This is a genomic window from Pseudoduganella sp. SL102 (genome assembly GCF_027856995.1).
Lineage (GTDB): Bacteria > Pseudomonadota > Gammaproteobacteria > Burkholderiales > Burkholderiaceae_D > Rugamonas > Rugamonas albidiflava.
The window spans coordinates 14,388-33,381 of record NZ_CP115554.1 but is presented as its reverse complement, the minus strand read 5'-3'; the positions used below and the strand labels follow the sequence as shown (position 1 = coordinate 33,381).

The window sequence follows — 18,994 nt, the reverse complement described above, 5'->3', positions numbered from 1 at the left end:
ATGAAATCCACATTAAAAAACGCAGCGCAAATTATTGATGAATGCGATTTCTTATTGATCGATCCAGTCAACATACAAGCGACAGGGCCACACGCAATTCTGGCTGGTCAAGCATGCGTCCCTCCAGGACTGGATAAGCTGTACTCAGTGATGCCGCAGCTTACTGATATAAGGACTTTGTCTGTTGAGCAGCGGGAATCGTTATCCCGAGAGTTAGGTAATGATCTTTCGCAACAATTTCCGCCGCGAATATGCGCGGCTATCAAAAGTTCCGCATCTATTAAAGAAGTCTCTCAGCATCTCACACGTTTTATGACTAGAAATGATCCAACAATCGGAAAAGTTATCTGGAGGTTTTACGACCCCCGTGTATTTAGTGTTGCGGCTCAAATTTATGATGACGAAGAGCTATGCGCGCTCTTAGGGCCAATAAAAGAGTGGTATTTCCCATTGCTGGGCCGAATATGGTGCACGCAGCCAACTGGGGAACCGAACTTGTCGGCGTATGAATTGGGATGGCCCAGTGCCAAGCATTGGGATGTATTGCGTTATACCGATAGAATTTCCCACGCACTCACGCATGTGATAGATACGATAAAGTCATCTGATGACGCTCTGAAACTGGCTAGGGATGCAATACGATACTTGGGTGAAGCGATTGTTGATCTAAAAATAAAAGATGTGTTTTACCAAAAGGAATTCCTTAGATATTGTTTAAGATACGGGAACAATTTTAGACGGCATTATAAACTTATATCGTTTTGGTCTGGCCTTCGGGACGGAACCTCTTCATGGTGTGAAATAGAAAATTTCTTGTCACCAGCCGACGTCGAGGCAATGGAGCTTCATCTGAATTTTCCACAAAAGGAGATGGCATGAAAAAAGACTGCAATATGTGTGGACGAGAAGGGGTATTAATCTATCCGCTCAGATATGCTGTGGCTTGCCCGAATGGGGCTAGCAACGTCCCAGATCTACCGGCGAACTTCAGAGTTGATAATGCCCCTTCCAGTATAGCTCCAGCAAAGTACACGCTTCGGTCTCTTAGATCTGGCTATTTGTATACTTATGACGAAAAGCGACGGCAGCTTAAGGCTTATATAGTCTTCGAAAATGGTGGGCTATGGGAGTTTCCAGTAAATCATCCACCGAATTTCGATGCCAATCATACGCCACAACCATGTACTGACCCTGTTGATATTTCGCTTTCTCGCTGTGTTGATATTATTCATACAGAAGCGGACCCAGCAGGATACTTTTGGGTAGGATGGTCGAATTCACGATGGACAAAGAGGCTTATATCAAAAGTAAATGAAAAGAACTGGCGACTGTTACACATGCAATGCATAGATGTGCCAGCAATGCTAAGCGGGCCCGTACCCCATGCATCATCCTTCTTATCAACACTTGATAGCATTCCTCAATTTTGTCTAAGTAGCGAACAAATGCGCTTAGCGTTCAAATTTAGCACTTATGACATTGGGAAAGAGCTTTTGATAAAAAAATGGGCGCGGCGAACTTCTCTTGTATTCGAGCGGTACTCATCGACCCACAGCGGCTATGTTATAGCTCTGAATGATCCGATTGGTGTCTTGGCTGATCTAAGTGAATTGATTATTCCAACTGTGCACTCAGGGTTTAACGAGAATAGTTATAGGGCTAAGGTAGTTTCAAATATGATTCTTGCTACCGAAGCCGCATATAAGAGCGATTTCCTCAGCCGAGATGCGGAGGAAAAAAGGATGGAAATAGAAGGCAGCCCGAATCCAATCATTAATAGCAAATACAAATACAAAAATTTTTTGGGAAGGATGTCACCCAAAAAGCCAGAGGTAAGCAGAAAAGTTCAAGCAACTGCGGATGCGGAAAAATCATGGAAAGATCTGATATGCCCGGATGGACGTCCAATTTTGAATGAGGTGACACTGCGAGAGTGGCAACCAAAATATAACTTGGCGTTGGAAAAATTTAAGCCAACTGGGGATCGCCTTGCATCCATCCATGCTGAATGGCTTCGGTGCGTCCAACTTTGCAACTGGATGAATGGCGTCCATGATGATGCGAACATTAATAGTGGTGTGAATTACAGAGAGAATTTGGCGCAATGCATAGGTTACGGTATAGCAAGTGAGCATTGTGCGGGGGTTCTGACTAAATGGCTCGGTTCTGCTGATCCTTCGGATATGAAGAATTTATATGCTAGAGCACTTCTATTCAATAATAAGGCTCTGATTGATTACACAGTTCCGCGACTAAAAGACAGTGATATACCATGGGAAGGAATATTTAATGTTTATAAGAAGGCGGTTGAGCTCGCGGGGCAAAGTAGCCCTCTAAATGCGTTCGACAGACTGTTGCTTGCTACTGCGAACATTATCTCCGAGAACGCGACAAACCTACAAAATAGGCCAATGCATAATCTCGTGGTTGTTGGTTTGTCATTGACCGCAGAGGTTCCTGTCAGAACGAGTGCGCTCACTGTAGGGGGAATTCAGAGCTGGATAGTCAGTGAAACCATGGGCAGAGTGCCGAACGAAAACCTATTTTGTCTTAATAGCGAAGCACGACGAGTAGCAGAAGATATATTAGCGCAGCGTAGAAACAATTCTGCAAACTTCGCTTTGCAATTGGATATGGCTAAGTTGCAACAAGAAGGAAGAATTACTTCAAATGTAGTAAATGTTATCGATATACCAAGTATTGGTTCTATAGAGGGATGGTTTTCGTCATCAACAACGCCGGTGGAGTTCAGGCTTGGCGTAGTAGCTATTATTCTGCAGATGATTGCACTTAGTTTTTCGTTGCGTGATTTGCATAAAAGCGACGATGCAAGCAGATTTGAGACGAGGTTAAAAAGTGCTCTCGCTGCGGTAAGCTTGGCCTCCTCATTAGTAGAGGTCGCCATGGCTACAGTTAAGGCAAGTAGTCTACATCCACTGTCGATGTATATCAACACACACTGGGGTTTCGCTGCCAGAAACTCGCGTCATCTTGGGGTGGCTGCACGTGTAGTCGGGGGCGCAATAGGTGTAATAGCCGGATGCATTGATGTTTATAAAGGTTTCATGGCTTTCAAATCTGGCGATAAAGTGTTGGGGACGGTTCAGGCCACAGCAGGGGCTGCAGGTATAGCACTAGGGATTCTTACTATTGCGGGGTTTGTAGCGATCGGTTGGGTTTTGGTATTCGCGGTAGTCGTTGGTTTTATTATCCCGGCGCTTTCTCCATCTTCATTACAACAATGGTTGGGGCGTTGCTATTTTGGCGTGGAAAATCCAAAATACCGGAGTCTTGATGATGAGATCTCGGCCTTTAAAGAAGCAGTAGGAGGTTAATATGTTAAACCGAATCCTCTCTATAGAAGTAGGTAGGCCTTTGTCAGAGTGGGAAAAAAAACACTTGCTATCAACAAAACACTACGTTAGCCCGATATGTATGGATACCGGAACGGTATTCAGGCTGAATGAATCATTCATGGAGGTCGTCGATCCTTCATTCTTTCAGAGACAAAACATTGCTCTTGCTTCATTACTTAGCCTTATTGCGCTTGTCTCCGTGATCATGGTATGGTTATCTGCGGTGATTTACATTCCTGAATGGGAAAGATTAGACTACTTTCTGATTAATACACCGGTTGTATTTTTTATTGGAACATTTACGCTGATGACGCTATATTTTGGGCGCCATGTTTTCTTTTCATCGAGTCGCTACCCAATTCGGTTGGTTCGCAAAGTCAAAAAACTATATGCGATCCTTCCGGGAAAGTCGCTAACTGGTCGCGAAAAGCATAACGTGATCGCTGAGATTCTATGGGATGACATAAGTACTGTGTTTTGCATACATAGAGATAAGGATGGCTCCGGAGAATTTCTAAACATTCGATGTTATAAAATGGATGGCACGAATAAAATCGTTGATGGATTTTCTATCGGACGACGTTGGGAAGTAAACGAAATCAATGTGGTTCTTGCTCAATGGAATTACTGGTGTATGTATATGCGCGAGGGAATTCACAAACTGCCAATCCCGCCTGTTTACCTTCGCGAGCATGAGGACCTGAGCGAGTCATTTTTCATATGTATGTATTCGTTCGGGTTTTCAGTCCAGACATTTTTGCGTATTGCCCTCATGCCGTTAGTATTGATGCTGCTCATTGCCCGTCGCTTTTCCGTATGGACTTGCCAAAATCCTGTGTGGCCCGCTGGGTTAATTGATTTTAGTGATGAAGATGCTGCGGTTGGTGAGCCGAAAGGGTCCACGCCAGTCGGCTGGAAAGAAACGATAGAGGCAAGGCATAAAAGGGACTATCCGGAAAATCCCCACTTAATTATAGAAAGATGGAGCGAGTGAAATTTTGTATGCTACATTTTTTAAATTTTTATGTTTAAGTGTTGGTTGAATTTCATTGCGCCATCAAGAATGATATTTCCCTTCATATACTGCTTGGGCGCATTGTTAATATGGTGGGTAGTGGCAGGCATGAGGCGATATAAATTACCACTATCGTGGTTTCTTTTGAGGTTGCAGATTTCGATTTGATAAAATTTTTCAAGTACTAGTAGAAAATTTCTGAGAACAACTTACTGCTAACCCCGAAATAGCATACCAAGGACGGCGAAATGAAAGACAGCAAAAACCGCGGCATCATCAGGCTCGGTGACACAACCGATCACGGCGGAAGAGTCATCACCGCACAGCCCGATTTCAAGGTCTACGGCAAGCGAGTCGCTGTAGAAGGCGACAAAGTCCGCTGTCCACAATGCAAGGGCGTATTCTTGATCACGCCGATAAAGGAGGATCGCGAGCATCACGGGAAGATCGTGGCCTATGAAGGCGACAGAACGACGTGCGGGGCAAGGCTGATCTCATCGATCTAGCAAGAAATCGAGCCACAATAGAAAAGGGGCCGCAAGGCCCCTTTTCATCAGCGTCTAAAAAACCCGCTGAAAACCATCAAACGTCGATATTCCCCGCCCGCAGCGCATTCGTCTCGATGAAGTTCCGCCGCGGTTCCACGTCGTCGCCCATCAGGGTGGTGAAGATCTGGTCCGCCGCGATGGCGTCCTCGATCTGCACCTTGAGCAAACGGCGCACGGTCGGGTCCATCGTGGTTTCCCACAGTTGCTCGGGATTCATCTCGCCCAGACCCTTGTAGCGCTGCTTCGACACGGTGCGCTCCGCTTCATCGCGCAGCCATTGCATCGCTTCGTGGAAGTCCCGCACGGCGAATTCCTTGGTGCGCTCGCCTTCGCCACGGCGAATAATGGCACCCTCGCCGATCAAACCGGTGAAGGTTGCTGCGGCGGTGGACAAAACGCCGTAATCGGCGCCGCTGACGAAGTCCGCGTCGATCGTGGAAACCTTCACGTTACCGTGATGCAGGCGTTCGATCCACAGCAGGTGCTTGTCCGACAGATCGTCCGAGCGCACCGAGACGGTGACGGCCGGATCGTTGATGTTGTCGGCCAGGGCCTGGGCGGAGGCGCGGGCGGCGTCGGTGGTCGACAGGTCCAGCGTCACGCCCGTCATGATGGCGGTCAGCGCGGCGCGGTCGATCACGCGGGTCAGGCGCAGCATCACGGCGTTGGCCAGGTTGTACTGGCGCGCCAGTTCGGTCAGCGGCTCGCCGGTGATCGGGCCGGCGCCGTCGCGCGGCGTCAGCACGGCGGTGTTCAGCGCCACCGTCATCATGTAGCTGGCTTCTTCCGTGTCGTCCTTCAGGTAGCGCTCGTCGCGGCCGGCCTTCACCTTGTACAGCGGTGGCTGGGCAATGTAGATGTGGCCGCGTTCCACCAGTTGCGGCATCTGGCGGTAGAACAGCGTCAGCAGCAGGGTGCGGATGTGGGCGCCGTCGACGTCCGCGTCGGTCATGATGATGATGCGGTGGTAGCGCAGCTTGTCGGCGTTGAATTCGTCCGGGCCGATCGAGGTGCCCAGCGTGGCGATCAGCGTGGTGATCTGCTCGGAGGACAGCATCTTCTCGAAGCGCGCCTTTTCCACGTTCAGCACCTTGCCGCGCAGCGGCAGGATCGCCTGGAACTTGCGGTCGCGGCCCTGCTTGGCCGAGCCGCCTGCGGAGTCACCCTCGACGATGTACAGTTCGGCCAGCGCCGGGTCGCGTTCCTGGCAGTCGGCCAGTTTCGACGACAGGCCCAGGCCATCCATCACGCCTTTCCGGCGTGTCAGGTCGCGGGCCTTGCGGGCCGCTTCGCGGGCGCGCGCGGCTTCGACGATCTTGCCGCAGATGATCTTGGCGTCGTGCGGCTTCTCCTGCAGGAAGTCGGTCAGCGTTTTCGCCACGATCTCCTCGACCGGGCCCCGCACTTCGGACGACACCAGCTTGTCCTTGGTCTGCGACGAGAACTTCGGTTCCGGCACCTTGACCGACAGCACGCAGGTCAGGCCTTCGCGCATGTCGTCGCCGGAGATTTCGACTTTCGCCTTCTTGGCGAATTCGTGCTCGTCGATGTACTTGTTGATCACGCGGGTCATCGCCGCGCGCAGGCCCGTCAGGTGGGTACCGCCGTCGCGTTGCGGAATGTTGTTGGTGAAGCAGAGGACCTGTTCGTTGAAGGCATCGTTCCACTGCATCGACACGTCCACGGAAATGTTCGTGTTCTGGTCGGACATGCGGTCGCCGGTGGCCTGGAACACGGTCGGGTGCAGCACCGTCTTGGCCTTGTTGATGTATTCGACGAAGCCGCGCGTGCCGCCTTCGAACGCGAAGATCTCGTCCTTGCCGGTGCGCTGGTCGGACAGCTTGATGTTCACGCCGTTGTTCAGGAACGAGAGTTCGCGGATACGCTTGGCCAGGATCTCGTAGTGGAATTCCACGTGGCTGAAGATCTCTTCGTCGGCCCAGAAGTGCACGTCGGTACCGCGCTTGTCGGTTTCGCCGATGACCTTGATCGGGGAGACGGCGATGCCGTCGCGGATCTCGATCTCGCGGTTCTGCGGCACGCCGCGCACGAATTCCATCTGGTGCACCTTGCCGTCGCGGCGCACCGTCACGCGCAGCAGTTTCGACAGCGCGTTGACGCAGGAAACGCCCACGCCGTGCAGGCCACCGGAGACCTTGTACGAGTTCTGGTCGAACTTGCCGCCGGCGTGCAGCTCGGTCAGCACGATTTCGGCGGCGGAGCGCTTCGGTTCGTGCTTGTCGTCCATCTTCAGGCCGACGGGAATGCCGCGGCCATTGTCGGTGATCGAGATCGAGTTGTCCGAGTGGATCGTCACGTGGATCTCGGTGCAGTAGCCGGCCAGCGATTCGTCGATCGAGTTGTCCAGCACTTCGAAGACCAGGTGGTGCAGACCGGTGCCGTCCGAGGTGTCACCGATATACATGCCGGGGCGCTTGCGGACTGCTTCCAGGCCTTCCAGGATCTGGATCGAGGAGGCGCCGTAATCCTCGGAGTTGACCTGCACTGGTACTAGGTTTTGGCGTTCGGACATGGACTACTTTCTCAAAAAACGTATTACTGTCGATTTCAAACTGCGTGCGAACGGGGGCGATCAGATCCGCATCGGCATCACGACATACTTGAAGTCGGGATTGTCCGGAATCGAGATCAGGGCGGACGAATTCGAATCGCCCAGTGCCACGTTGACCTGGTCGCACTTCAGGTTGTTCAGCACGTCCAGCAGGTAGGTGACGTTGAAGCCGATGTCGAGGCTGTCGCCGCCGTAGTCGATTTCCAGTTCCTCGACCGCTTCTTCCTGGTCCGCGTTGGTGGACGAGATCTTCAGCGAGCCGGGGCTGATGATGCAGCGTACGCCCTTGAACTTATCGCTGGTCATGATCGCGGCGCGCTGCAGGGAGCGCAGCAGTTCGTCGCGGCTGATCGTGAAGTCGTTCTTGTAGCCCTTCGGGATCACGCGCGTGTAGTCGGGGAACTTGCCTTCGACCAGCTTGGAGATCAGTTCGATGTCCGTGAAGCCCAGCTTGACCTGGTTGGCGGCGATGTCCAGCTGCACCGGTTCATCGTTTTCTTCCAGCAGGCGCTGCAGCTCGATGATGGTCTTGCGCGGAATGATCACTTCCTGGCGTTCGAAGGCCTGCTCGGTCTTCACCTGGCAGAACGCCAGGCGGTGGCCGTCGGTGGCGACGGCGATCACGTTCTCGCCATCGAGCACCAGCAACAGGCCGTTCAGGTAGTAGCGGATGTCTTGCTGGGCCATCGCGAAGTGCACCATGTTGAACAGGTGCTTCAGCGTTTTTTGCGGCAGCGTGAACGAGGCGTTGAAGGTTTCCGCTTCCTGCACGGTGGGGAATTCCTCGGCGGCCAGCGTTTGCAGCGCGAAGCGCGATTTGCCGCTCTGGACCGTCAGGCGTTTGTTCACCAGCGTCAGCGACACGTCGCCCGATTCCGGCAGCGCGCGCAGGATGTCGAGCAGCTTGCGCGCGGCCACGGTGGTGCCGGTCACCTCGGCGCCGGAACCGATGTTCGCGTTCGTGGTGATCTGCACTTCCGTATCGGTGGACAGGAACGAGACGGCTTCGCCTTCCTTGCGGATGAGGATATTGGCCAGAATCGGCATGGTGTGCCGACGCTCGACAATACCGCTCACGATCTGCAGTGGCCGGAGTAGCGTATCTCGGGTGGTTTTGACCAGTTGCATGGATATCCTCGATAAAAAATTAAAGGGTCAGTTTATTGCTGAGTGTTCTGAATGATAAGGCATAGCGCATTTCAACCGCCGGAACGCCAAGGTCTGGAGAGGCAGATGGCATGCATGCCATCTGCCGCTTCCCAGGCGAGGAGCAGTGCTCCTCGAAGCCCCTGGGAAGCCCCCTGCATCTGCCGTTGGGGGCAAATCCAGAGTCGACCATTCGCCGAAAGTCACTGTCACCCCTTGAGCGTCTGCTCCAGCACGTGCAACTCATGGTTGCACTCCGGGTTCTTGGTGCGGTCCTGCGCGATCTTGCGCACGGCGTGCAGCACCGTGGTGTGGTCGCGCCCGCCGAACAGTTCGCCGATCTCCGGAAGGCTCTTCTGCGTCAGTTCCTTGGCCAGGTACATCGCGATCTGGCGCGGCCGCGCGATGTTCGCGGGGCGGCGCTTCGAATACATGTCCGCAACCTTGATGTTGAAGAAATCGGCCACGGTCTTCTGGATGTTCTCCACGCTGATCTGGCGGTTCTGCACGGAGAGCAGGTCCTTCAGCGCTTCCTTCACGATATCGATCGAGATGTCCTTGCCGTGGAAGCGGGAGTAGGCCAGGATCTTGCGCAGCGCGCCTTCCAGCTCGCGCACGTTCGAGCGCAGGTGCTTGGCGACAAAGAAGGCCACGTCGTCGGACAGCGTCACGCCTTCCGACTTGGCTTTCTTCAGCAGGATCGCCACGCGCATTTCCAGCTCGGGCGGCTCGATCGCCACCGTCAGGCCGGAATCGAAGCGCGAGATCAGGCGGTCGTCCATGCCCGTGATCTCTTTCGGATACGTGTCCGACGTGATGATGATCTGCTTCTTCGCGGCGATCAGCGCCTCGAACGCATAGAAGAATTCTTCCTGCGTGCGGCTCTTGCCGCCGAAGAATTGAATATCGTCGATCAGCAGCATGTCCAGCGAGTGGTAGTAATGCTTGAAATCGTCGAAGCCCTTGCGCTGATAGGCGGTCACCACGTCGCGCACGTACTGCTCGGCGTGGATGTAGCGAATGCGCGCGCCGGGCTGGTCCGCCATCACCTGGTTGCCGATCGCGTGGATCAGGTGGGTTTTACCCAGGCCCACGCCGCCGTAGAAGAACAGCGGGTTGTACGACACGCCCGGGTTATTGGCGACCTGGATCGCCGCGGCACGTGCCAGCTGGTTCGCCTTGCCGGTCACGAAGCTTTCAAACGTGAGATCGGTATTGATGCGGCTTTGCTCGCGGCCACGCTGGTTGGCGTATTCGTTGCCGGCCGGCGGGGTGACCGGGTCGCCGGTGCGAACGTCCGCCGGATGCATGGCGGGCGCACCGGCGCCGTTCGGCACGCTGGCCGCCGTGCTGGTGCTCTCGGTGGGCCGGGCGCGCGGCGGGTTCAGGCTCGGGTTCAGCACGAACTGCACCTCGATCGGCGCTTCCCAGTATTGCGATGCAAGGGCAGTGATGCGGCTGGCGAACTGGGACTTCACCCAGTCGAGCTTGAAGCGGTTGGGCGCCGCGATGCGCAGCTTGCCGTTCTCGTAATCGAGCGGCACCAGTGGTTTGATCCACGCGCTGAATTGTTGCGGCGTCAGCTCCAGTTCCAGTTGGGCGGAACAGGTCTGCCAGAAATTTTCCATGAATCGTCTATCTGCAAAAGCTGTGGGAGGGCAGCATGGGCCGGCGGATTGCGATCGGCTGGCAGATGTCCCGGCGACTTGCCGGCGGATCTGCCAATGGTTCGCAGGCGAGTTCGTTAACGGACTCAATAACGGACTCGCCGGCAACTATGCCGACGAATCTGCAACGAATCCGCAACGAATCCGCAATGAACTGCGAATTTGCACGAAATTACAATCTCACCATGGTTCGCACGAAGCGAAGCCCATATGCGCCACACGTAACACGCTATTCTAACTCCGAATCCCACAAGTTATCCACAGGGTTGTGCCGGAAATCGCGGAAAAAACGGCCCGCAAGGGGCCTGGCAATCCGGTTCGGCTGTTGACAAGGCATGCCTGAATGCTGATAATTCAGGGTTCCCCGCCCGTACTCCGTGTTTTTTCAGTTTACGATCAGCGCGGATCCTTGCGGGCGATGAGATTGGCCAGCTTGTGCCGGACGTGTTGGCATAAGTGCGCGAAATGTCATTGGCACCAATAACTGAAGGGATAACCTGGCGCCCGACCTGACTCGTCAGCGGTGCGGCAGCCCGATTTTGCATTTTTTTGCTTCTTTAGCGAGACCAACATGAAACGTACTTACCAACCTTCCGTCGTGCGCCGCAAGCGTACCCACGGTTTCCGTGCACGTATGGCTACCCGTGGTGGCCGTCAGGTTCTGAACGCACGCCGTGCCAAGGGCCGCAAGCGCCTGGCTGTATAAGCCATCGCTTGTTCGCTGAGCGTGGACAGCAGTTCCAACGGCTCGACAGGCGAAGGTTCCCACGACTTCGCGCGCGCTCGGCGCATCGTTAAAACGGATGAATTTTCATCCGTTTTTCGTTTGCGCCCAGCCCAGAAAAGCGCGCACTTCGTGCTCTATACCCGCCAGAATCAGCTGCCTCATGCGCGGCTGGGCGTTGTCGTTGCCAAACGCCTGGCACCTCGCGCGGTCACGCGCAATACCATCAAGCGCCTGACGCGCGAACTGTTCCGCACCACCGGCTTGCCGGCCATCGACTGTGTCGTGCGCCTGTCCAGGGCGGTCAACACGAAGGCCGATCCAGCCACCAATGCAAAGCTGAAAGCCATGCTGCGCGTCGAGCTGGCGCGCCTGTTCGCGGCGCAGTCGAAAGCGCCGCGATGAAGTTGCTCGCACTTCTCCTGCGTGGCTACCAGATCGCCATCAGCCCGCTGATGCCGCCCAGCTGCCGTTTCTACCCAAGCTGCTCGAATTACGCGCTCGAAGCGCTGCGCGAGCATGGCGCGGCGAAGGGCAGCTGGCTGGCCGTGCGCCGCGTCTGCCGCTGCCACCCGTGGAACGCGGGCGGATTCGATCCCGTTCCGCCAAAGCATTCCTCAACCGCTTGCGGTTGCAACCACTCCTGATTTGACCCAATGGATCTCAATAAACGCACAATCCTGTGGATCGTCTTCGCTGTTTCACTGGTCGCCCTGTGGAACGAGTGGATGATCTACACCGGCCGGCCGTCCATGTTCGCGCCGCCGCCGAAGACCGCGCCGGCAGATGCCAAGAGCACCCCGGCCGGCGTTCCCGCCGCTGTCGGCTCCACTACCGCCGGCGTAGCCGCGGTGCCCGGTGCCGCTGCACCGTTCCAGAGCCAGGTCGTGACCGTCACGACCGACGTGTTCAAGGTGGATATCGACACGCTGGGCGGCCAGATCAAGCGCCTGGAACTGCTGAAGTTCAAGGATGGCTTCGACCCGACCAGGAACCAGCAGCTGTTCCAGCAGACCGGCGACCGCGTATACCTGGCGCAGACCGGCCTGGTGGGCGCGGCCAACCTGCCGAACCATAACACCGGCTTCACGGTTCGCCCGGGCCCGCGCGTGCTTGCCAACGGCAACCAGGTGCAACTGGTGATGGATGCGGAACAGGGCGGCGTGCGCCTGACCAAGACGTTCACGTTCAAGCGCGGCGACTACGTGATCGACGTGCGCCATGACGTGACCAATACCGGCGCCGCGCCGGTCAATCCGGAGCTGTACCTGCAACTGGTCCACGACGGCAACAAGCCGGAAGGTTCCTCGTGGTTCAACCCGAGCTTCACGGGCCCCACGCTGTACACCGACGCCGACAAGTACGTGAAGCTCACGTTCGAGAAGGTGGAGAAGGAAGACGTTTCGAAGCGTGAAAACCCGAACTTCGTGCCGGATCACCCGGTGAAGGCGGACAACGGCTGGGTCGCGGTCTCGCAGCACTTCTTCGTGTCCGCGCTGGTGCCGCAGGCGAAGCAGATGCACGACATCTTCACGCGCAAGGTCGGCCACAACACCTACTCGATCGGCGTGGTGCAGCCGCTGGGCGCCCTGGCGCCGGGCGCCACCGTGTCGAACACCGCCAAGCTGTATTCCGGTCCGCAGGAAGAAGCGGCGCTGGAGCGCGTGTCGCCGGGCCTGGAGCTGGTGAAGGACTACGGCATGCTGACGATCATCGCCAAGCCGATGTGGTGGGTAATGGAGAACATCAACAGTGTCCTGCATAACTGGGGCTGGACCATCATTGCCTTCACCATCCTGATCAAGCTGATCTTCTTCCCGCTGTCCGCTGCGAGCTATCGCAGCATGGCCAAGATGAAGGTGGTCACGCCGAAGATGACGTCGATCCGCGAGCGCTACAAAGGCGATCCGCAGAAGATGAACCAGGCGATGATGGAGCTGTACAAGACCGAGAAGATCAACCCGCTGGGCGGCTGCCTGCCGATCGTGGTGCAGATGCCGGTGTTCATCGCCCTGTACTGGGTGCTGAACTCGTCGGTGGAGATGCGCGGCGCGCCGTGGCTGGGCTGGATCACCGACCTGACCAAGCCGGATCCGTTCTTCATCCTGCCGGTGCTGTACGCGATCTCGATGTACGTGACGATGAAGCTGAACCCGCAGCCGGCCGATCCGATGCAGGCGAAGATGATGCTGTTCATGCCGCTGGCGTTCTCGGTGATGTTCCTGTTCTTCCCGTCCGGCCTGGTGCTGTACTGGGTGGTCAACAACCTGTTCTCGATTGCCCAGCAGTGGGTGATCACGAAAAAGATGATGCCGGACGCGAAGTAAGCGCTAACCGGTCCGTGCCCAGCCCGCTGGACACGGACCCGGCAGTAAAAAAATCGAAACCCGTGCGCGACACGGGTTTTTTTTCGTTCCATTAGAATTTGCCCATGAATCTCGATACCTTCCCCATCGCCGCCATTGCCACCGCCCCGGGCCGCGGCGGCATCGGCGTCGTGCGCGCGTCCGGCAAAAACCTGCGGCCGCTGGCGCAGGCCCTGTTCAACGTGGAGCTGAAAGCCCGCCACGCCACCTATATTCCCTTCACCCAGGCGGATGGAACGCTGATCGACCAGGGCATCGCCATCTATTTCAAGGGGCCGCATTCGTACACCGGCGAGGATGTGCTGGAGCTGCAGGGCCATGGCGGCCCCGTGGTGCTGCAGATGCTGCTGCAACGGGTGCTCGAGGCGGGCCACGAGGTCGGCCTGCGCCTGGCCGAACCGGGCGAATTCACGCGCCGGGCGTACATGAACGACAAGCTCGACCTGGCGCAGGCCGAGGCGGTGGCCGACCTGATCGACGCTTCCACCGAAGCGGCGGCAAAATCGGCTTCGCAGTCGCTGTCCGGCGCGTTTTCGCAGGCGATCCACGCGCTGGTCGAGCGTGTCACGCACCTGCGCATGCTGGTCGAGGCTACCCTGGACTTCCCGGAAGAGGAAATCGACTTCCTGGAAAAATCCGACGCGCGCGGCCAGTTGCGCGGCATCGTGGCGGCGCTCGACCAGGTATTCCGCCAGGCGTCGCAGGGCGCGCTGCTGCGCGAAGGCCTGAACGTGGTACTGGTCGGGCAGCCGAACGTCGGTAAGTCTTCACTCCTCAACGCGCTGGCGGGCGCCGACGTGGCCATCGTCACCCCGATCGCCGGTACGACTCGCGACAAGGTCAGCGAAACCATCCAGATCGAGGGCATTCCGCTGAATATCATCGACACGGCCGGCATCCGCAGCCATGACGAGGCGGTGGACATCGTCGAACGCATCGGCATCGAACGCACCTGGGGTGAAATAGGCAAGGCGGACGTGATCCTGCACATGCTCGATGCGAACCACGGTCCGACCCGCGCCGACGAATCGATCCTGTCCGGCTTCCCGGCGGGCGTGCCGGTGCTGCGCATCTGGAACAAGATCGACCTTTCCGGCCACAAGCCCTCGATCGATGCCAGCGACGATGCCACCCATATCTACCTGTCGGCACACGATCACACGGGTATCGACCTGTTGCGCAAGGAGCTGCTGCGCATCGCCGGCTGGCAGCAGACCGGCGAATCGCTGTACCTGGCCCGCGAGCGGCACCTGATCGCCCTGAAATCGGCGGCCCGCCACCTGGACCGCGCCGAAGAGCATGCCGCGCAGACCGACCAGTCGCTCGACCTGTTTGCCGAGGAATTGCGGCTGGCCCAGGTGCAGCTGTCCACCATCACCGGGGCGTTTTCGTCGGACGACCTGCTGGGGGTGATCTTCAGCCGGTTCTGTATCGGGAAGTAGCGGGCGGGTGCTGCCGTGGTTCCGGGAATGACGCCTGGGGGAGCGATGGCCCCGGGGCCATCTTCGCTACGCCGGCGTGAGCAGTGCTCCTTGCAAACCGCTGTTGAACTATCGCGCGCTTCGTTTCCATAGAAAAATTTTCAGTCACTCTTCTCTTTGCAGCAACCACACCATGATTGCCTTCGTTACGTGTGCTGGCGCACGTAACCCCGCCTGTTGGCCTGATTTAATGCTGCTATGATTGATTTGAGCAACAGAGTCTGACGCGGCGGGCGAGAAGTTTTACGGTGTTGATTTTCGTCACTTCCGCATCCTTCCACTGACGTTATCTTGCTAGCAGTTGATGTGTATGGAGAGGGGAAGATCATGGAAACGACCGAACAAGCCGTACCGGACAGCGCGATATCGATAATGCCGGCGATGATGCCGGCGATGATGCCGGCAATGGCTGAAGCGCCGCGGCCCCGACAGACGTTGCCGCCAAAAGGGTCGTGCTGGTATTGCGAGAAGCCACTCGATAGCGTGAAACGCTTCTGCGGCCGGGATTGCGCCTCGTCGTTCGACGAAGAAACGCAGTATACGGGCTGAACTACAGGGGCTAATTACTACAGCCGCTGATACTGCGGCGGCTAGCCCGCCGCGGCCACCAGCGCAACCGACGATCAGCCGATGCCTGCCGAGCGCGCGGCCTGCAGCGCAGCGAATGCGCGTTCGAAGTCATACTCCTGCGCCGCCGCCATGATGGTCTCCCAGGCGGCGCTGTCCAGCACCTTTTCCAGCACCGTTCCATACTTTTCCAGCATATCGAGCGCTGCGCTGTTGCCCTCGTCGAGCAGCACGCCCAGGCGGTCGAGCAGTTCGGGGACATTGCGCATCGTCGCTTGCGGCACCGGCGGCGCCGGCGCGGCGGAATCCTTCGGCACGGCGACCGCGATGCATGCCTGCACGCGCCGCAATGCCACGTCCAGTTTGTCCAGCAGCGCATGAGCCGCGTGGCCGTGCGCCAGCGCGGTTTCCAGTTCGCCCGCCACCGCGTGCACTTCGCCGGCGCACAGCAGCCCGGCCGCTCCCTTCAGCGTGTGGATGGCGCGGCATGCGCCCGCATGATCGCCTTGCGCCAGCTGCGCCGCGACGGCACGCGCGGCTTCCATATGCGTGGCGAAGCGCTTCAGTGCACTGAAATAAATGCCGCTGTTGCCCATCAGCCGTGCGATGCCGCGCTCGATGTCGAGCACCGGCACGGCCGTTCCAGCCTGCACCGTCATTGCGTAGTGAACGACCAGCTGCGGGTCACGGCCACGCTGTCCACGGTGCCCGCGAAGGCAACATCGTACGTGGTGCCGGAAGTGAGCCGCGAGAGGGGAATGATGGCGGCCGCGGATTGCCGCGTGTGCGTATCCACGTCGCTGGCGAGCAGGCGCACGGCCAGGTCCGACCCGCCGCGCGGCCTTACCGTGAAGCTGGTCACTTTCAGCACGGACGAAATATTCGCATGCACGCTGATCGGGTAGCCAACCTCGTTCAGGCTCGGCACGGGGTCGGGCGATTCGCTGTCGCTCATGAAATTCACCGGCACCATGGTTTGCCCGCTGGCCGGATAAACCGCCACGCTGCCGCGTGCCACGCCGGCGCCATAGCCGTTGCTGGTGGCGAAATCGGTCGTGAAGTACGTGTAGTTGCTGGTCGTGGCGGCGCCCACGCCCATTTCGCGGAACACCGGCTCGAACACCAGGAAGCGATGGTAGATCGCCGTGATCAGTTCTTCCGCATGGAAGAAGCCGGAGCTGTCGCGGGCGGCCGAAATCACTTCGCCATAGGCCGATGGCCTGGTCAGCGCATAGCCCGCGGCGGAAAGCCGGTTCCCCACCGCGACGCCGGTGAAGCCGGGGTTGCCGCTGACCTGGTCGTGCGAGACGGTATTGTTAAGGCGCAGGTAGTTCGAATGGCCCGCGGCGGCCGCGTCGATCTGCGCATTGCGTGCAAGGGGGGCCAGCCCGATCTGGCTGCGCCGGTAGTTGAACCATGCGAAGCCATCCGCCGCGGTGTCGCCGGTGGCGACCGGCGCGCCAGGCTGCCCGGAGGGAGTAACCGGGAAAGCGACATCGACGTTCGAACCCGTCGCGATAGCGGTTTCGCCACCACCGCCGCTGCCACCGCAGGCGGACAGCGCCGCCGCCATCAACAACGCCGGCAATGCCGCTTTCGACCGCATGTTACCTCTCTCCGTCCAGCGCATGATCAGCTCCCCGTTTCATCCCGGTCAGCCCGGCCATTGGGCGATTTTATGCCAATTCGGCCCTGGCGGGGCCGATGCCGGCCCCGCCGTTACGCTTGTTACCATTGAACGATACGGCGCGGCCCGCCCGGTGCCGGCGTTACAATAAGGTCCATCCAACACAGGCCAGCCCAATTGAACAACACGCGCACCCGGCGCATGCAACGCGCCAAATTCGCCTTGCCCAGCTTCGTCACGCTGCTGTCGATCGCCTGCGGCTTCGGCAGCATCGTGATTTCGGTGGACAATGCGCACATCGGCTTCCCGCAGGATTACCGGCTGGCGGCCGCACTGCTGGTCCTGGCCGGCATCTTCGATGCGCTCGATGGCTTCGTTGCGCGCGCCACCGGCACCAGCTCCGAATTCGGCGTGCAGCTCGATTCGATTGCCGACGTGATGAACTTCGGCGTGGGCCCGGCGATCCTCCTGTATTGCTACGCCTTCGTGCAGATCGGGCCCGCCGACCCCGTTCTGCTGCGCGCCGGCGGCCTGGCGGCATTCTTCTTCGTTGCCTGCGGCGCATTGCGCTTCAACGTGAGCGTGGGCCGCACCGATCCGAAGTACTTCGTGGGCATGCCGATCACGGCGGGTGCCGCCTGCGTGGCATCGGTGGTGGTGGCCTGGCCATTCCCGCCGGAGACCAGCCTGCACGGCTGGCTGGTGGTGGTACTGCTGTTCGCCGTGGGCGGCCTGATGGTGTCCACGATCCGCTTCCCCAGCTCCAAGCAGAAGAAAAGCGCGGCCGCACTGGTGCTGCTGCTGGTGAACCTGGGCCTGCTCGTCTGGCTGCGCTTCTATTACTTCGTGCTGTTCTTCGTGGTCTACATTGCCTTCACCCTGGCGCTCAACTTCGCCTGGAAGCGCGGCTGGAAAGGCATCCCGCCGCCACTGGTCTACAAGGAAGAGGTGGACTGACCGTTCAGGGCACCTCGTGCCCCTGCGCGGCACGCAGGATCTCGAACCACTGGCTGCGCGAAAGCTTGATTCGCGTGGCCCTTACCGCTTCCTCGATCGCCTCGATGCGGCCGCTGCCCGTCAGGGGGATCGGCCTCGATGGCAGCTGCATGATCCATGCAAGAACGACGCTGCCGAATGGCTGCTCGATGTCGGCGGCGATGCGGGCGATCGTGCCGCGCAGCGCTTCGGTGGCCGGGTCGTCGCGGAACAGGCGGCCGCCGGCCAGTGGCGACCAGATCATCGGCGCCACGCCCAGGTCCTGCAGGCCGTCGAACGTTTCATCGTACATCGGCGCCGTGTGCAGCGGCGAGAACTCCACCTGGTTGGTGGACAGCGGAATGCGGCGATGCAGGCTTTCGAACTGGTGGCGGCTGAAATTGGACACGCCGAAGTGCTTCACCTTGCCCGCGGCGCGCAGGCCTTCGAAGGTTTCGGCGATCTCGTCGAAGTCCATCAGCGGATCCGGGCGGTGGATCAGCAGCAGGTCGAGGAAATCGGTGCGCAGCGCCTTCAGCGAATTGTCCACCGAGGCGATGATGTGCGCCGCCGATGTGTCGTACTGCTTGATCTTGTGGGCCGGGCGCGCCGCCGACACCAGCTGGATGCCGCACTTGCTGACGAGCTGGATGCGCTCGCGCAGGGCCGGCCGCAGGGCGAGTGCCTCGCCGAACAGCTCCTCCACTGCGTATTGCCCGTAGATGTCGGCATGGTCGAAGCTGGTCACGCCCAGTTCGACGCAGCCCTCGACCAGTGCCAGCCGCTGCTGCGGCGACATGTTCCATTCCCCCATGCGCCACATGCCGGCAACGATGCGCGACAGCGCGAGACCAGTTTCGGAAGTGCGGACAGCGGGGCAGGGAGTCATGGCGGCCTTCTTTCAGATTGATTGGAACAACGATTATAGGGCCGTGCAGATGCAAAAAGCC

At 58.2% G+C, this 18,994-nt stretch carries 17 protein-coding genes; 11 read left to right on the top strand and 6 right to left on the bottom strand.

Annotated elements, in window-relative coordinates; genetic code table 11:
- From OU994_RS00155 to OU994_RS00140, 4 genes are all read left to right on the top strand, one after another.
- Window positions 1–879, top strand: a complete 879-nt coding sequence (locus OU994_RS00155) for a DUF4123 domain-containing protein (RefSeq protein WP_281609134.1) — start codon at window positions 1–3, stop codon at window positions 877–879.
- Window positions 876–3,335, top strand: a complete 2,460-nt coding sequence (locus tag OU994_RS00150) for a T6SS effector BTH_I2691 family protein (protein ID WP_281609133.1) — start codon at window positions 876–878, stop codon at window positions 3,333–3,335. Before OU994_RS00155 ends, OU994_RS00150 begins: the two co-directional genes overlap by 4 nt.
- Window position 3,336: 1 nt before the next feature.
- Complete coding sequence (locus tag OU994_RS00145) at window positions 3,337–4,350, top strand: DUF6708 domain-containing protein (protein ID WP_281609132.1); 1,014 nt, start codon at window positions 3,337–3,339, stop codon at window positions 4,348–4,350.
- A 269-nt stretch (window positions 4,351–4,619) separates the two neighbouring features.
- Window positions 4,620–4,877 (top strand): PAAR domain-containing protein, encoded by a 258-nt coding sequence (locus OU994_RS00140; RefSeq protein ID WP_281609131.1) that lies wholly within the window; start codon window positions 4,620–4,622, stop codon window positions 4,875–4,877.
- A 76-nt stretch (window positions 4,878–4,953) separates the two neighbouring features.
- Here OU994_RS00140 and gyrB read toward each other — a convergent pair whose 3' ends face one another.
- The 3 genes from gyrB to dnaA all read right to left on the bottom strand — a co-directional run bounded on the left by gyrB (window position 4,954) and on the right by dnaA (window position 10,265).
- Entirely contained in the window at window positions 4,954–7,452 is a 2,499-nt protein-coding gene (gene gyrB / locus OU994_RS00135; protein WP_281609130.1) for a DNA topoisomerase (ATP-hydrolyzing) subunit B, read from the bottom strand.
- 60 nt (window positions 7,453–7,512) lie between these two features.
- A complete protein-coding gene (gene dnaN, locus OU994_RS00130; RefSeq protein WP_131148738.1) occupies window positions 7,513–8,619 on the bottom strand; it encodes a DNA polymerase III subunit beta in 1,107 nt (368 codons plus the stop codon).
- 227 nt (window positions 8,620–8,846) lie between these two features.
- Window positions 8,847–10,265 carry a chromosomal replication initiator protein DnaA gene (gene dnaA / locus OU994_RS00125; RefSeq protein WP_137315085.1) on the bottom strand — a complete coding sequence of 473 codons (1,419 nt, stop codon included), beginning with the start codon at window positions 10,263–10,265 and terminating at the stop codon, window positions 8,847–8,849.
- Window positions 10,266–10,875: 610 nt separating this feature from the next.
- Here dnaA and rpmH point away from each other — a divergent pair.
- The 6 genes from rpmH (at window position 10,876) to OU994_RS00095 (ending at window position 15,424) form a co-directional block, all read left to right on the top strand.
- Window positions 10,876–11,010, top strand: a complete 135-nt coding sequence (gene rpmH, locus OU994_RS00120) for a 50S ribosomal protein L34 (protein ID WP_040378179.1) — start codon at window positions 10,876–10,878, stop codon at window positions 11,008–11,010.
- Window positions 11,011–11,031: 21 nt separating this feature from the next.
- Window positions 11,032–11,433: a ribonuclease P protein component gene (gene rnpA, locus OU994_RS00115; RefSeq protein WP_131148740.1), complete on the top strand. Its 402-nt coding sequence runs from the start codon at window positions 11,032–11,034 to the stop codon at window positions 11,431–11,433.
- The gene (gene yidD, locus OU994_RS00110) at window positions 11,430–11,675 is read left to right on the top strand and encodes a membrane protein insertion efficiency factor YidD (protein ID WP_131148741.1); all 246 of its coding nucleotides are present in this window, start codon (window positions 11,430–11,432) and stop codon (window positions 11,673–11,675) included. The genes rnpA and yidD overlap by 4 nt, the downstream gene beginning before the upstream one ends.
- 9 nt (window positions 11,676–11,684) lie before the next feature.
- Window positions 11,685–13,355 carry a membrane protein insertase YidC gene (gene yidC / locus OU994_RS00105; protein ID WP_281609129.1) on the top strand — a complete coding sequence of 557 codons (1,671 nt, stop codon included), beginning with the start codon at window positions 11,685–11,687 and terminating at the stop codon, window positions 13,353–13,355.
- Between the two features lie 104 nt (window positions 13,356–13,459).
- Window positions 13,460–14,836, top strand: coding sequence for a tRNA uridine-5-carboxymethylaminomethyl(34) synthesis GTPase MnmE (mnmE, locus tag OU994_RS00100; protein ID WP_281609128.1), 1,377 nt, complete (start codon window positions 13,460–13,462; stop codon window positions 14,834–14,836).
- A 366-nt stretch (window positions 14,837–15,202) separates the two neighbouring features.
- Entirely contained in the window at window positions 15,203–15,424 is a 222-nt protein-coding gene (locus OU994_RS00095; RefSeq protein WP_131148744.1) for a hypothetical protein, read from the top strand.
- A gap of 74 nt (window positions 15,425–15,498) precedes the next feature.
- On the opposite strand, the gene OU994_RS00090 is transcribed toward OU994_RS00095, so the two are convergent.
- Window positions 15,499–16,095 (bottom strand): Hpt domain-containing protein, encoded by a 597-nt coding sequence (locus OU994_RS00090; protein ID WP_281609127.1) that lies wholly within the window; start codon window positions 16,093–16,095, stop codon window positions 15,499–15,501.
- A gap of 2 nt (window positions 16,096–16,097) precedes the next feature.
- Window positions 16,098–17,048 (bottom strand): CAP domain-containing protein, encoded by a 951-nt coding sequence (locus OU994_RS00085; RefSeq protein ID WP_281609126.1) that lies wholly within the window; start codon window positions 17,046–17,048, stop codon window positions 16,098–16,100.
- A 222-nt stretch (window positions 17,049–17,270) separates the two neighbouring features.
- On the opposite strand from OU994_RS00085, the gene OU994_RS00080 reads away from it, so the two are divergent.
- The gene (locus OU994_RS00080; RefSeq protein ID WP_281609125.1) at window positions 17,271–18,026 is read left to right on the top strand and encodes a phosphatidylcholine/phosphatidylserine synthase; all 756 of its coding nucleotides are present in this window, start codon (window positions 17,271–17,273) and stop codon (window positions 18,024–18,026) included.
- Between the two features lie 4 nt (window positions 18,027–18,030).
- Here OU994_RS00080 and OU994_RS00075 read toward each other — a convergent pair whose 3' ends face one another.
- Window positions 18,031–18,933: an aldo/keto reductase family oxidoreductase gene (locus OU994_RS00075; protein ID WP_281609124.1), complete on the bottom strand. Its 903-nt coding sequence runs from the start codon at window positions 18,931–18,933 to the stop codon at window positions 18,031–18,033.
- Between the last annotated feature and the right edge of the window lie 61 nt (window positions 18,934–18,994).